10 protein-coding genes are annotated in these 13,691 nt (G+C 70.0%); 5 read left to right on the forward strand and 5 right to left on the reverse strand.

What is annotated here, in order from left to right; genetic code table 11:
* The first annotated feature begins 145 nt into the window (after nucleotides 1-145).
* The gene (locus K2Y03_RS09930; RefSeq protein ID WP_294090461.1) at nucleotides 146-715 is read left to right on the forward strand and encodes a topology modulation protein; all 570 of its coding nucleotides are present in this window, start codon (nucleotides 146-148) and stop codon (nucleotides 713-715) included.
* A gap of 115 nt (nucleotides 716-830) precedes the next feature.
* Here the strand turns inward: K2Y03_RS09930 and ung are convergent, their stop codons facing one another.
* Both ung and K2Y03_RS09940 read right to left on the reverse strand, forming a co-directional pair.
* A complete protein-coding gene (ung, locus tag K2Y03_RS09935) occupies nucleotides 831-1,535 on the reverse strand; it encodes a uracil-DNA glycosylase (protein ID WP_294090462.1) in 705 nt (234 codons plus the stop codon).
* A 49-nt stretch (nucleotides 1,536-1,584) separates the two neighbouring features.
* Nucleotides 1,585-4,953, reverse strand: coding sequence for a glycosyltransferase (locus K2Y03_RS09940; RefSeq protein ID WP_294090463.1), 3,369 nt, complete (start codon nucleotides 4,951-4,953; stop codon nucleotides 1,585-1,587).
* Nucleotides 4,954-5,107: 154 nt separating this feature from the next.
* Here K2Y03_RS09940 and K2Y03_RS09945 point away from each other — a divergent pair, with 154 nt between their 5' ends.
* Together K2Y03_RS09945 and K2Y03_RS09950 are read left to right on the forward strand one after the other, a co-directional pair.
* Nucleotides 5,108-5,794, forward strand: coding sequence for a response regulator transcription factor (locus K2Y03_RS09945; protein ID WP_294090464.1), 687 nt, complete (start codon nucleotides 5,108-5,110; stop codon nucleotides 5,792-5,794).
* 2 nt (nucleotides 5,795-5,796) lie between these two features.
* Nucleotides 5,797-7,155 carry an ATP-binding protein gene (locus K2Y03_RS09950; RefSeq protein WP_294090465.1) on the forward strand — a complete coding sequence of 453 codons (1,359 nt, stop codon included), beginning with the start codon at nucleotides 5,797-5,799 and terminating at the stop codon, nucleotides 7,153-7,155.
* Between the two features lie 198 nt (nucleotides 7,156-7,353).
* On the opposite strand, the gene K2Y03_RS09955 is transcribed toward K2Y03_RS09950, so the two are convergent.
* Both K2Y03_RS09955 and K2Y03_RS09960 read right to left on the reverse strand, forming a co-directional pair.
* On the reverse strand, nucleotides 7,354-8,412 hold the full coding sequence (locus K2Y03_RS09955; RefSeq protein ID WP_294090466.1) for a glycosyltransferase: 1,059 nt from the start codon (nucleotides 8,410-8,412) through the stop codon (nucleotides 7,354-7,356).
* Nucleotides 8,409-10,913, reverse strand: a complete 2,505-nt coding sequence (locus K2Y03_RS09960; protein WP_294090467.1) for a DegT/DnrJ/EryC1/StrS family aminotransferase — start codon at nucleotides 10,911-10,913, stop codon at nucleotides 8,409-8,411. The genes K2Y03_RS09955 and K2Y03_RS09960 overlap by 4 nt, the downstream gene beginning before the upstream one ends.
* An 86-nt stretch (nucleotides 10,914-10,999) precedes the next feature.
* On the opposite strand from K2Y03_RS09960, the gene K2Y03_RS09965 reads away from it, so the two are divergent.
* On the forward strand, nucleotides 11,000-11,896 hold the full coding sequence (locus K2Y03_RS09965) for a crotonase/enoyl-CoA hydratase family protein (protein WP_294090468.1): 897 nt from the start codon (nucleotides 11,000-11,002) through the stop codon (nucleotides 11,894-11,896).
* On the opposite strand, the gene K2Y03_RS09970 is transcribed toward K2Y03_RS09965, so the two are convergent.
* The gene (locus K2Y03_RS09970) at nucleotides 11,887-12,987 is read right to left on the reverse strand and encodes a DUF2332 domain-containing protein (protein ID WP_294090469.1); all 1,101 of its coding nucleotides are present in this window, start codon (nucleotides 12,985-12,987) and stop codon (nucleotides 11,887-11,889) included. The genes K2Y03_RS09965 and K2Y03_RS09970 overlap by 10 nt on opposite strands.
* Before the next feature lie 55 nt (nucleotides 12,988-13,042).
* On the opposite strand from K2Y03_RS09970, the gene hisG reads away from it, so the two are divergent.
* Nucleotides 13,043-13,690 carry an ATP phosphoribosyltransferase gene (gene hisG, locus K2Y03_RS09975; protein WP_294090470.1) on the forward strand — a complete coding sequence of 216 codons (648 nt, stop codon included), beginning with the start codon at nucleotides 13,043-13,045 and terminating at the stop codon, nucleotides 13,688-13,690.
* Nucleotide 13,691: the final 1 nt, after the last annotated feature.

The following is a 13,691-nucleotide window of genomic DNA, read 5'->3' on the forward strand; positions in this document are numbered from 1 at the left end:
CGGGGTGGAGCAGCCCGGTAGCTCGTCAGGCTCATAACCTGAAGGCCGCAGGTTCAAATCCTGCCCCCGCAACCAATCAATCAACCCGGCTTCGGCCGGGTTTTTTGTTGCCTGGCGCCCGCGATGCGGTGCACAGGCCGCGCCCATGCTGCCCGCACCGCCCGCCAGCCGCCCCCCGGCACCGCCAGACTTTCAGCGCGTCATCGTGATCGGCAGCTCGGGCGCCGGCAAATCCACGTTTGCGCGGCGGCTGGGGGCGGCGACGGGGCTGCCTGTCACCCATATCGACCAGCTGTTCTGGCAGGCCGGCTGGGTGCAGCGCGACAAGGCCGATTATCTGGCGCGGCTGCAGGCGGTGGTCGCGCAGGATCGCTGGATCATCGAGGGCGTCAATCCCAGCTCGCTCGACCTGCGGCTGCCGCGCGCGGACCTGCTGATCTGGCTGGAGTGCCACCGGCTGCGCTGCCTGTGGCGCGTCGGGCGGCGAGTGGCGAAGAGCTATGGCCGCGTCCGGCCGGACATGGCGCCGGGCTGCCCCGAGCAACTGCCGGATCTGGAGTTTCTGCGCTATATCTGGACGTTCGGCACCGCGATTGCACCACGCATCGAGGCAGCGATCGACCGGCACGACATGCGCGCCCGCACCGTGCGGCTGCGCGGCGACCGGGCAGCCGCGCGCTGGCTGGCGGGGGTGGGCGATCCTGGACTGCCATGAGCGCGACTCTCCCCTCCCGCGAGCGGGAGGGGCCGGGGGTGGGCAAACAGGGTCGGGTGCGGGATAGGCCCACCCCAAACCCCTCCCGCGAGCGGGAGGGGCTTACCAGTGCCGTTCAGCGATCATCGTCCCGCGTGACCGGCGGCAGCGCCCAGTCGATCGGCGCGAGGCCCGCGCTTTCCAGAAACGCGTTCGCGCGCGAAAAATGCCGGCAGCCGAAAAAGCCGCCATGTGCCGAAAGCGGCGACGGGTGGGGTGCGGTGAGCACGAGATGGCGCTGCCGGTCGATCATCGCGCCTTTCTTCTGCGCGTGGCTGCCCCACAGCATGAACACCGCCGGCACCGGCCGCGCCGCGACCAGCCGCACCACCGCGTCGGTAAAGCCTTCCCAGCCGCGCCCCTGATGCGCGCCGGCGCGGCCCTGCTCCACCGTCAGCACGCTGTTGAGCAGCAGCACGCCCTGCTGCGCCCACGCCTCCAGAAAGCCGTGGCGCGCGGGCGCAATGCCGAGATCGGTGTGCAGTTCCTTGTAGATATTCACTAGGCTGGGCGGCACCCGCACGCCCATCTGCACGCTGAACGCGAGGCCATGCGCCTGGCCGGGGCCGTGATAGGGGTCCTGCCCCAGGATCACCACGCGCACCGCGTCGAGCGGGGTCAGGTCGAGCGCGCGGAACCAGTCGCGCGGGCGGGGCAGCACCGGCTTGCCGGCGGCGCGCTCGGCCTGGAGGAAGCTTTTGAGCGCCTGCATCGCCGGGCTGGCGAAAACCGGCGCGAGCGGCGTGCGCCAGCTGTCGTGGAGCTTGATGGTGTCGGCCATGGTGCCGGTCTTGCGGCGGCGGCCGCGCCCGTCAAGCCGGTGGCCGCACTCAGGCGGGCTGGTGCCGGGCGCTGGCGGCGCTGGGCGCGACGCGGCCGGTGCGCTCCAGCTTGCCCCAGCCGACCGACCAGCCCGCCACCGCCGAGCGGATCGCGCGGAGCACCACCCAATACATGATCTGGCGATAGACAAAGCGTTGCGCGACCAGCAGCAGCATCGGATAGCGCGGCTCGCGCGTGTCGAGCCGATAGGCGACAAAGCCGCAGCCGACATCGATCGCGGTGAACACCAGCCAATAGCCCGCCATCAGCAGCACGTCGCTCTGCGTCTGTGCCCAGCCATGCTGATAGATGCGAATGCCGGTCGCCATGACCGAGGCGACCAGCGCCAGGTCGATCAGCGGCGAGATGGCCGCGAACACGATCTGGAATGCCCAGGCCTGCGGCATGCCGACAAAGGCCAGGCCCGGCGGCCGCGCGCGTGTGATGACGCGGCGATGCTTCCACAGGCATTGCAGCGTGCCGAACGCCCAGCGATAGCGCTGCTTGGAAAGCGCGGCGAAGCTCTCGGGCGCTTCGGTCCAGGCGACGGCGTCGCAATCATAGTCCACCCGCCAGCCGGCGCGCTGGATGGCGATGGTCATGTCCTGATCCTCGGCCAGCGTGTCTTCGGGATAGCCGCCGACCTGGTCGAGCGCGGCGCGGCGCCAGGCGCCGACCGCCCCGGGCACCACCATCATCGCCGCGAACCGGGCGAGCGCGCGGCGCTCCAGATTCTGCGCGGTCACATATTCCACTGCCTGCCAGCGGGTGACCAGATTGTGGCGGTTGCCGACCTTGGCATTGCCGGCGACCGCACCCACCGCCGGATCGGCAAACCACGCGGCGAGCCGGCTGATCGTGTCGGGCTCGAACTGGGTATCGGCGTCGAGCGCGATGATCACCTCGCCATGCGCGCGGGCAAGCGCCCGGTTGAGCGCGGCCGCCTTGCCGCCATTGGCCAGCGTCAGCAGCTGCACCTGGGGATGGTCGCCAAAGGCGGCGCGGACAATGTCGCTGGTGCCGTCGGTCGATCCGTCATCGGCGACGATCAGCTCCAGCCCGGGATAGTCGCTGGCCAGAATCCGCCGCACCGACGCCTCGATCACCCGCGCCTCGTTATAGGCGGGAATGATGACCGACAGGCTGGGGCGGTGGCTGGGGTCTGCGGGCGTGCGGCGGGGCGCGGTCAGCGCCAGCACCGCAATCGACACGCCGCGCACGATGCCAAGCGTGATCGCCAGGAAAAACGCCCAGCGCAGCAGGATCTGGAGCGCGGCCAGCACCGCGAAAATGCCGATATCGGCGCGCACCATCGCCAGATCAGTGCCGGTGACGCGCGGCATCACATCATCCATGCTCAGCCCGGCGAGCGTGGAGACTGGGACGAAGCGATAGCCGCGCCGGTGCAGTTCATCGATCAGGCGCGGCAGGGCCGCCACCGTCTGCGCGCGGTCGCCGCCGCCATCGTGGAGCAGCACGATATTCTGCGAATAATCGGGGCGCGGATTGGTGACGGCATTGATCGTCTGCTGGACAATCGCATCGGCGCCGGGGCGCTGCCAGTCATTGGGGTCGGCATGCAGGCCGACAATCGTATAGCCCTGTTGCTGCGCGATCAGCGCCGGCCCCAGTTCATCGGCCGTGGTCGGCTCGGCGTCACCGAAATAGGGCGCGCGGAACAGCCGGGTGGAGCGGCCGGTATAGGCCTGGATCAGCCGCTGGGTGGCGTTCATCTCGATCCGGCTGCCGCCTGAACTCACCAGCGCCAGATTGGGGTGGGTATAGGTGTGGTTGCCCAGCTCGCTGCCGTCGGCGACGATGCGGCGCAGGATGCCGGGATGCTCCAGCGCCGATTCGCCGACGATGAAGAAGGTCGCCGGCACATGCTTGGTTTCCAGAATGTCGAGAATCTGCGGCGTCCAGTTGGCGTCGGGGCCATCGTCAAAGGTCAGCGCGACCAGCTTGTCGCGCGCGCCGGTGCGCTCCACCACATAGGGGGTGGGCAGCTTCTGATAGGTTTCGCCGCGCACCAGCAGATGCTTGTCAAAGGTCAGCTGGCGGCTCCCCCCTTGCGGCGTCTGGGTGATGCGCAGAATTTCGCCGGTGCCCTCCACATCGGTGTTCGCGGTCTGCGCGATCCGGCTGAGGTCCGGCGGGTGGTTGCCGCGATAGCTGTCGAACACCGGCCAGATGCCGGGGTCTTCGCTGCCCAGCCGCCACAGCGCGACGCCCTGCACCCCCATCGCCTGCACCGCGCGCAGCTGGTTCCAGGCGGTGGCGGCGTCCAGCATCCACACGTCATGGTGCTTGCCGTCCTCGTCATAGCCGAAGCCCGGATTGCCGCTGGCGGGATCGAACACGATCTTCGCCTCGCTGTCATGCGCGGCGAGCCAGGCTTCCTCGATCGACATCGGATCGGCGCTGTCGTCGCCCTTGGTCCAGTTATAGGCATAGCTGCCGATGGCGACGATCATCTTGCCGGCGCCCACCTGCTGCACCGCCTTGTGAAGCTGCTCGACGAACCAGCTCTGGCTGGCAATCGGGCCGGGGGCACTGGTGTTCCAATGCTCGTCATAATCCATCAGGATCAGCCGGTCGGCGACGGGGGCAAAGTCCCTGGGCTGCCAGTCCTCGTCTCCGGCGGGGAGGGTGACCGCGACGAACTGGCGCCCGGCGGGCAGGCGCGCGCGCGTCTCGGCAATCAGCCGGCGGTAATCGGCGAGCGCGCCGGCGGGCAGCGCTTCCAGGTCGAACACCAGCCCGCGCCCGTTCTGCTCCACCACGGCGGCAGACAAGTCAGCGGCCAGTTTCGCCCGCGCCGCCGGGTTGGCGAGCAGCCGGCCGGTGCCCTCACCATCCCAATTCTCGGCCGCCGCATTCTGCACCATTGGCAGCAGGACGGGGCGTTTGGTCGCCTCTGCCAGAATGCGCGCCAGTCGCGGGTCCTGCGCGGTTTCCAGCTTGTAGCGCGGGCCGGTGATGCTGAGTGTCGCCGGCGCCAGCCAGTCGATATCGTCCAGATGCGCCTGGAGAGAGGCGGCGCTGGCCGGGTCCCACGGCGCATAGAAGCCCAGCCGCACCGGCGCGCCGGCGGCCGCCATCGTGCGCGGCGGCAACCAGCCCATCTGCCGCGCCTCGCCGCGCAGGCGCCGGCGCACGCTGTCGATCTGTTTGCTCAAGGGGGCGGCTTGGCTCCGCTCGAACCCCAGCGGCAGGTCTGCCTGGCGCGAGACGCTGACCAGCGTGAAGGCAAATACGAGCGCTGCCAGCAGCACCAGCGCGCCGACCAGCGCCAGCCCGCGCCGTGCCCAGCGCTGGCGGCCACCGCTGGGATCGTAAAAGACCGGCTTTGAAGTTTCGCCTAGCAACGCTGACATGCCCTTGCGCTACAGCCCTCCCCATTTTCGTGCTAGCGGCGACTGGCTTGCGTGGCGGTGACGCGGACCTTACCGTTTTGTCATCCGCCACGCGGGCAAGATTGGTGGGGGCATTTTTCCGGCCGCCCGGGCACAAGAAACGGGGCAATCGCCGATGGCGCGCAAGATCCTGCTGGTTGAGGATGACGAAGCGACCGCCAGCTATATTGCCAAGGGGCTGGGCGAGGCGGGCTTTGTGGTGGAGCGGGCGGACAATGGCCGCGACGCGCTGTTCCTGGGCAGCGACGGCAGCTTCGACGCGATGATCCTCGACCGGATGCTGCCGGCGATGGACGGGATGGCGGTGCTGCAGGCACTGCGCGCCGCCGGCATCGAGACGCCGGTGCTGATTCTCTCTGCGCTCGGCACGCCCGAAGACCGGGTGCGCGGGCTGACCTCCGGCGCCGACGATTATCTGGTCAAGCCCTTTGCCTTTGCCGAGCTGATGGCGCGGCTGACATTGCTGATGAAGCGCGGCGGTGCGCCGGTGGCGGCCGTCACCCGGCTCAGCTGCGGCGATCTGGAAATGGATCTGCTCGCCCGCCAGGTGTTCCGCGCCGGCCGCCGCATCGATCTGCAGCCGCGCGAATTCCGCCTGCTCGAATATCTGCTGCGCCATCAGGGCCAGGTGGTGACGCGCACGATGCTGCTCGAAGGGGTGTGGGACTATCATTTCGACCCCACCACCAATGTGATCGACGTGCATGTCAGCCGGCTGCGCAAGAAGATTGACGAAGGCTTTGGCGCGCCGCTGCTCCACACCGTGCGCGGTGCCGGGTACCGGCTGGGGATCGACGCCTGACGATGGGCTGGCGCTGGCTGCCGTCGCGGATTGCCCGCTTCGTGATGCTGGCCTTCGTGCTGCAGCTGCTGGTGTTTGGCGGCGTGCTGGCGCTGGTGTGGCAGGCCAGCGGCGCGGCCATTGCGGTCGCCGAGCGCGACACGATCGAGGAACTGCGCCGCGACCTGATGTCGGCTTATTATGATGGCGGCGATCCCGCGCTGCTGCGGTTGATCCGCGCGCGCGTGGGCGCGGCCGGGCCGGACCGGGTGGTGATGCTGCTGGCCCGGCCCGATGGTGGCGTGGTGGCCGGCAATCTGGTCGCCTGGCCTGCCGCTGCCCAGCCGGGACCCGCCTGGCGCCGGCTGACGGTGCGCTATCCCGGCCGGATGGATGCGGTGCCGATGGCGATGATCGCCTGGACGCTGCCCGATGGCCGGCGGATGCTGGTCGCGCGCTCGGTCGCTGCCAGCGACCAATTGGAGACGATGACCGAGCAGGCGATGCTGACCGGGCTGCTGGTGGGGCTGGCGCTGATGCTGATCACCGCGCTGGTGCTGGGGCGGCTGGTATCGCGGCAGATCGAGCGGGTGGTGGCGACCGCGCGCGCGGTAGAGGCCGGCGCGCTGACCAGCCGGGTGCCGGTGGATGGCAGCCGCGACGCATTCGACGCGCTGGGCCAGTCAATCAACGCGATGCTCGACCGCATCCAGTCGCTCGTCTCGCAGCTGCGGCTGATGACCGACGGGCTGGCGCATGATTTCCGCTCGCCGATCACGCGGCTGCGCACGGTGGTGGAGCAGGCCTCGCTCGAAACGCGCGACCCGGCGGCGCTGGCGGCGCTTGAGCGTGCGACTCAGGAGACCGACCATCTGCTGGCGATGCTGTCGACCGCGCTGCTGATCAGCCGGACCGAGGCCGGGCTGGGCCGCGAGCAATTTGAAACCACCGATCTCGGCCAGCTACTGGCCGATCTGGTCGAGCTTTACGGCCCATCGGCGGAAGATCGCGGTTTCGCGCTGGAGCTGGCCGCGCCGGCGCTGGTGCGGCTGCCGGTGCACCGCCAGCTGGTGGCGCAGGCGATGGGCAATCTGGTCGACAATGCGCTGGCCTATGCCAGTGGCGGCTCGCGCATCGAGCTGGGGGTGCGGCGCGTGCCCGGCGGCGCGCTGTTATGGGTGGCGGATAATGGCCCCGGCATTGCCGAGGGGCAGCGCGCGGCCGCGCTCCGGCGGTTCAGCCGGCTCGATCCGGCGCGCCGGCCGGGTGGTTCGGGGCTGGGGCTGTCGCTGGTCGAGGCGGTGGCGCGGATGCACGAAGGCACGGTAAAGCTTGAAGATAATGCCCCCGGCCTGCGCGTCGTGATGGAACTAAGCGGATAATAAACCCGGCAATTCTGGAAAATAGACCCCAAATACAGGAAGGGCGGCGTCCGGATCAGGGGGAGCTGCCAGACGCCGCCTCACCAAGGTCGCTGGCAGGGGGCAGTTCCAGCGACCCCCACTATATAGAACATGACAACTTTGGTTTCCATGGCCGGAGTGTAAAAAATAATTTACATTGGCAATTGATATTATTCATCACGCTTGAACAACAATTTTCGCGCTACTGAGCCGGCGCACCCCGCCCACCAGCCGCGACAGGATGAGCTGGTCGAGCCCGGCATAGCCCAGCCCCAGATGATCGGGCCGCACGCTCAGCGCATCGGCCAGCCCCAGCGCGCCCGAACGCAGCCCCGCGCGCCCGATTGCCGCCCATAGCCGCGCGGTTTCCCAGCGGATGCGGCGCAGCGCCTCGGCCTGCGGCGCGCGATCTGCCACGAACGCCGCCTGCAGCCCCGCCAGCGTCTCGCCCAGCAGCGCCAGCGTCGCCCGGTCGGGCACCGGCTCGCGCGCCATCACATGCGTGGCGATGAGCTTTGCCCGCGCCTCGGCATCGGCGAAGTGCGGCGCATAGCGTTCGGCCAGCACCTGCGTGGCGCTGGCCAGCATGATCGCGGTGTGGCGACTGGAGGCGCCGCCTTCATGGCTGCGATAATGGAGCAGGGGTGTGTCGACCCGGGCGACGCGGCCAAGCGCGCCGATGCGGTGATACAGGTCGAAATCCTCGGCATAGAGCCGGTCGGGCCGGGTGAAGGGCGCCAGCCGGCGGGCCGCGTCCGCGCGCACCATCACGCTCGACCAGACCAGCGGGTTGCAAATCCACAGCATCCATTCGACGAGCGCGGGGCAGGTGACGGCGGGCAGCCGTGCGGCGCGCACGCGCCCGCCCTCGATCACGTCAGCCGCACTTGCCACCAGCACCGTGTCGGGGTGCGCGTCCAGATAGGCGGCCTGTTCGGCCAGCCGCGTGGGCGCGCACAGATCATCCTGGTCCAGCCCGGCGATATAGGTGCCGCGCGCCTCGGCAAAGGCGCGGTTGCGGCTGTGGACAGGGCCGCGATTGGCCGCCGCCTCGATCACGCGGAAGCGCGGATCGTCGATGGCGGCCAGCACCGCGCGGGTATCGTCGGTCGAGCAGTCGTCGACGATCACCACCTCGAACTCGGTCAGCGTCTGCGCCTTCAGGCTGGCGATGGTCTCGCCGATCAGCGCCGCGCCATTATAGGCGGCGATGATCACGCTGACCCGGGGCGTCATGCCGCCGCGCGCGCCGCCGGCGCCAGCAGCTGGTCGACAATCATCTGGCCGACATCATTCTGCCACTGCCAAAGCCCGTTGGCCTGACCCCGAAAGCTCGGCTCGCCGCCCATCGGCCCCCAGGGCACAAAGCCGGCGGCAAGGCCAATGCCATAAGCGCCGGGCACCGGGCAGCCGTCCGCCGCCAGCACACGGCAGTGGCGGTCCACCAGCGCGCCGCCCGTGTCGGCCGCGAGTGCCATCGGCCCCGCCTCGGTCGACAGCGGCAGCGCGGCCGGGCGATAGCCAAGCGCCGCGATGACGAGATCGGCGCCCTCCAGCAGTGCAGCGGCGGCGGCGTCCTCCTCGCCCGCAATCCGGTGGAGCGCCAGGCGCGGCTCGGGCACGCGGCCACCCACGCCCAGCATGCGCAGCACGAGCGCGCGCGCCTCCAGCCGGAAGCCACCCAGCCGGTAGACAAAGCCCGACACCGGGCAGATGTCGTCTTCGGTAAAGTCGGTAAAGCCGTCGGCCAGCGCGGCGGCGGCCGAGGGGTAGAAGGGCCGGAGCGGCCGGCGGTGGAGCAGCGTCACCCCGCCCGCGCCAAAGGGCAGCCCCGATTTCAGCAGCAGCGCCACCGCCGCGACCGCGCTGGTCGATCCGCCCACCACCACCACGCGCGGCGCCCGCCGGTCGGCGAGCAGATCCGCCACCTGTGCCATGCCGCCCACGCGCAGCACCGAATCGGACTGGAGCAGCTTGTGCGCGCACGTCGTTGCCAGCGGCACGCCCGCCACATTCTGCGCCGCCAGCCGGTCGAGCGGCTGATGCCCGCCGGTGGCCAGCACGATCGCGCGCGCGCGCTGTGCGATGACGGCGCCGTCGCTCAGTCGCTGCAGCCGCACCTGCCACAGCCCGTCGGCCCCGCGCGTCGCGCCCAGCGCCTGATGCCCGGTCAGCACCGTGCCGCCGGCGCGGGTGACAATCGCGCCCAGCCGCGCGCCGGTTTCGCGCACCAGCGGCCCGGCATCGACCAGCGGCACGCCCAGCCGCCCGGCGGGATCGGCCTGCGCGGCAATCGAGGCGCCGACGGGATGGTGCGCAAGCGCGGCAATCTCCGGATGCGGATCGTCGCGCACCGCGCTCAAAAAGGTGTCGGCGGTGCTGTCCGACGTGATCGCATAGCGGCCGAGCTGCCCCTCGCCCAGCGCCTGGCCGCGCTCGACCAGAACGAGCCCGGCCCCGGCAAGCTCTTCCAGCCGCCCGCGCTTGCTCGCGGCCGTCAGCAAAGCGGTGCCCGCCGGCCCGCCGCCGATGATGATCGCCCCCGCGACTGCTGCCGCTGCTGCCCGCGCCGGCACTGCGGCAGGCGCGGCGTGGGCTGCGCAGATAGCAGCAAAGCGCGCGGCGATGTGCGCGGCGTCGTCAGGCGTCATCGTATCGGTCACGGGCAGCGACACCAGCCGGCGGCACAGCGCATCGGCAACCGGGGTGGGCGTGACCATGGCGTTCGCGGCAATCCAGGGCTGCTCGCCCAGATGCGGGCTGAAATAGGTGGCAGCGCCAATCCCCTCGGCCGCCAGCGCGTCGATGATCGCAGCGCGATGCGGCACCAGCGCGTCGGGCAGCGCGACCGGCATATATTGCGTCGCGCGGCGGCCGGGTGCGGCCGACTGCAGCTGGAAGCCGGGCAGCGCGGCGCGATAGGCCGCCTCTGCCGCGGCGCGCGCGGTGCAGACCGCCTCGATCTCGGCCAGCTTCAGCCGCGCCATCAGCGCGATGATCTCCGGCATCTTGGCGTTGATGCCGGGCAGAGTCGCGCGGCGGCCCTGTTCGAAGCCGAAATTGGTCATCGCGCGCAGCGTGTCGATCAGCGCGACATCGCCCGAATGGATGAGGCCGCCTTCGGCGACGGCAAAGGTCTTGGTCGCGTGGAGCGAATGGACAATGGCAAAGGGCGCGCCCGCGCCAAAGCCGCGCCCGGCGGCATCGCGCGTGCCGAGCGAGGCAGCGGCATCCACCACCACCCCCACGCCGTGCCGCGCGCGCAGCCAGGCATAGCGGTCAAGGTCGATTGCCGCGCCAAAGGTGGCATAGGGCAGCATCACCGCCACCCGCGCGCCGTGGGTGGCGATCAGCCGGTCCTCGGCCCGGGCGCAGGCGCTCCAGTCATCGGGATCGACATCGACAATGGCGGGCGTCATCCCCGCCCACAGCACCGCCTGCGCGGTGGCGGCAAAGGTCAGCGCCGGGGTCAGCACCAGCGCGTCGGCGCGGTGGCGGGCGCCGGCGGCGGCGCGCAGCGCAATCATCAGCCCCAGCGTCGCATTGGCCACCGCCAGGCACGCGCCGGTGCCGCCGAACAAAGCCTCGGTCGCGTCCGCCTCGAACGCGCGCGCCTGTGGCCCGTGATTGGTGAACACGCCCGATGCCTCGAGCCGGCGCAGCGCCGCCAGATGTTCGCTCAGCCGCGGCGGATTGGGCGCCGCCAACGGATAATGCGGTTGACGATCACCAGCCATGCGATTGCACTTCCCCACCCATCGCCGGACGTTAAGCTGGCAGCCGCTAAAATCCCGTTACGGGTGAGCAATGGGGAGAGGAAGGCATGGCCGGGTTCGAAACGATCACGCTGGCGGTGGAGGCGGGCATCGCCACCATCACGCTCAACCGGCCCGAGCGGATGAACGCCTTCACCCCGCAGATGATGGCCGACCTGATCGCCGCGTTCGACGCGACCGACGCCGATGACGCTGTGCGCGCGGTGATCGTGACGGGCGCGGGCCGGGCCTTTTGTGCGGGCGCCGATCTGGGCGCGGGTGCGGCGACGTTCGACTATGCGCAAAGCCTGGGCGCGGCGGGTCCGGTGGCGGCCGATGGCACGGTCGATTATGCGCACCCCGCCGTGCGCGATGGCGGCGGGCAGCTGACGCTGCGGATCTTCGCCTCGCTCAAACCCGTGATCGGCGCGATCAACGGCGCGGCGGTGGGGGTGGGCGCAACGATGACGCTGCCGATGGATTTTCGGCTGGCGAGCATGGGGGCGCGGTTCGGCTTCGTCTTTGCGCGGCGCGGCATCGTGCCCGAGGCGGCGTCGAGCTGGTTCCTGCCCCGGCTGGTGGGCATCGGCCGGGCGCTCGACTGGTGCTATTCGGGCCGGGTTTTCGGCGCGGAAGAAGCGCTGGCGGGCGGGCTGGTGCGCAGCCTGCACGCGCCCGACGATCTGCTGCCCGCCGCGCGTGCGCTGGCGCTGGAACTGACCGGGCACAGCGCGCCGGTCTCGGTCGCGCTCACCCGGCGGATGCTGTGGTCGATGCTGGGCGCGGCGCACCCGATGGAGGCGCACCGGCTAGACAGCCGCGCGGTGTGGCTGCGCGGCGGCAGTGCGGATGCGCGCGAAGGCGTGGCGTCGTTCCTCGACAAGCGCGATGCCGTTTTCACCGATCGCGTGTCGGACGAACTGCCGGGGATCGAGGAATGGTTCGACCAGCCCGATTATCGCTGATCCGAGCCGCCACCGCGCATGACATAGTCGCGCGTTTCATAGGGCGGCGCGAGCGCCTCCACCCAGGCGCCATGCGCATGGGTGAGGGCAACCAGCGCCATCGGTACGTCGCCAGGCCAGCCCCGCACGCGGACTTCGTGGCGGTGCAGGTCACGATTGGGCTCCATCATCACCCAGCCGAGCCGCCGTTCGGGTGTTACCCGGGCGCCCGCCGCCGCCATGGCCGCGCGAATGCGATCACGGCCCTCGCTGGGCAGATATTGCCAGACGACCGAATGGATTAGCACACGGGTGGTATCATCGGCCTGCGGCTCGCCCAGGCGCGCTTCGACCCAATCGGCGGCATCGCCCGAATCGAGTGAAACGCCGTGCCGCCGCACCATGTCGATCGCCGTGGATATGCGCGACAGCCGTTCCTGCGCATCGACCCAGACATAGGCGGTCAACCGCTCGGCCGCCGCGTTGTCGGTCAAATCGACCGGCGCGATATCGACCCCGCGTATGGCGACAATATCCACCGCCGCGTTGGGCGGTGGGGCCCCGCGCCATTCGGGCCGGATCGTCAGTTCGGCCGGGTCCGGCCCGACCCGCACCCCGCCCAGATCGAAACCATAACGATCAATCAGCAGGTTGAGCCCCGCGCTCGAGCCGATTTCGAGCAGTTCCATGCGCGGCCCGAAGCGCTCCGCCAGGTGCAGCAGCCCGGTCATCAACCCGGCCGAACGCCCCGCCTCATTGGTCTGCGGCGGGCTGTCGAGCCAGGGCAGAAGTGCTGCATCATGCGCGGCGAGCGTGGCGGCGACGATGGCATCGACCGCAGCCTCTTCGGTCACTACGCCCTGGAACACGCGCGACAGATCGGCATCGGCACCGGCGCGGTGCAGCGCGTGAAAGCCGCCGACCAGCCGCAGCACGATGGCATCGGCAACCGGCTCGCCCGGCCAATCGAGCACCGCGCGGCCGGTTGCGGTGCCGCGATCGAGCACGCGCCCCAACGACAGGCACAGCCGCGTGGTGATGGGTGCCGCCATCGCCGCGCTATACTGCGCCTGCACGACGAAGGACTGCCGGTTCTCATTCTCATCCGCCATCACCCGTGCCTCCTTGTTGCGCTGCCGAACGTCCCCAATTAAGGCCGCACTTCCAATGCCCGATCCGATCATCCTTGCCGTGCCCAAGGGGCGCATATTGGGCGAAGCGCTGCCGCTGCTGGCGCGCGTCGGCATCGTGCCCGAGCCTGCCTTTGCCGATGAGGAGTCGCGCGCGCTGCGCTTTGCGACCAGCGATCCGCAGATCGCGCTCATCCGGGTGCGCGCGTTCGACGTGGCGACCTTTGTCGCGCATGGCGCGGCGCAGCTGGGCATTGTCGGCTCCGACGTGCTGGCCGAGTTCGACTATGACGAGCTTTACGCCCCCGTCGATCTGGGCATCGGCCATTGCCGGCTGTCGGTGGCGGAACCGGCCGCCCTTGCCGCGACCGACGATCCGCGCGGGTGGAGCCATGTGCGCATCGCCACCAAATATCCGCATGTGACGAAGGCGCATTTCGCCGCGCGCGGCGTGCAGGCCGAATGCGTAAAACTGAACGGCGCGATGGAACTGGCGCCCACGCTGGGGTTGGCGCCGCGCATCGTCGACCTGGTCAGCTCGGGCAAGACGCTGAAGGACAATGGCCTGGTCGAAGTGGAAGTGATCGCGCAGGTGACCAGCCGGCTGATCGTCAACCGCGCCGCGTTCAAGACGCGGGCGGCGCTGGTGCCGCTGGTCGAGGCGTTTCGAAAGGCGGCGGCCTGAC

This window comes from Sphingomonas sp. (genome assembly GCF_019746015.1).
In the GTDB taxonomy this organism is placed as follows: Bacteria; Pseudomonadota; Alphaproteobacteria; order Sphingomonadales; family Sphingomonadaceae; genus Sphingomonas.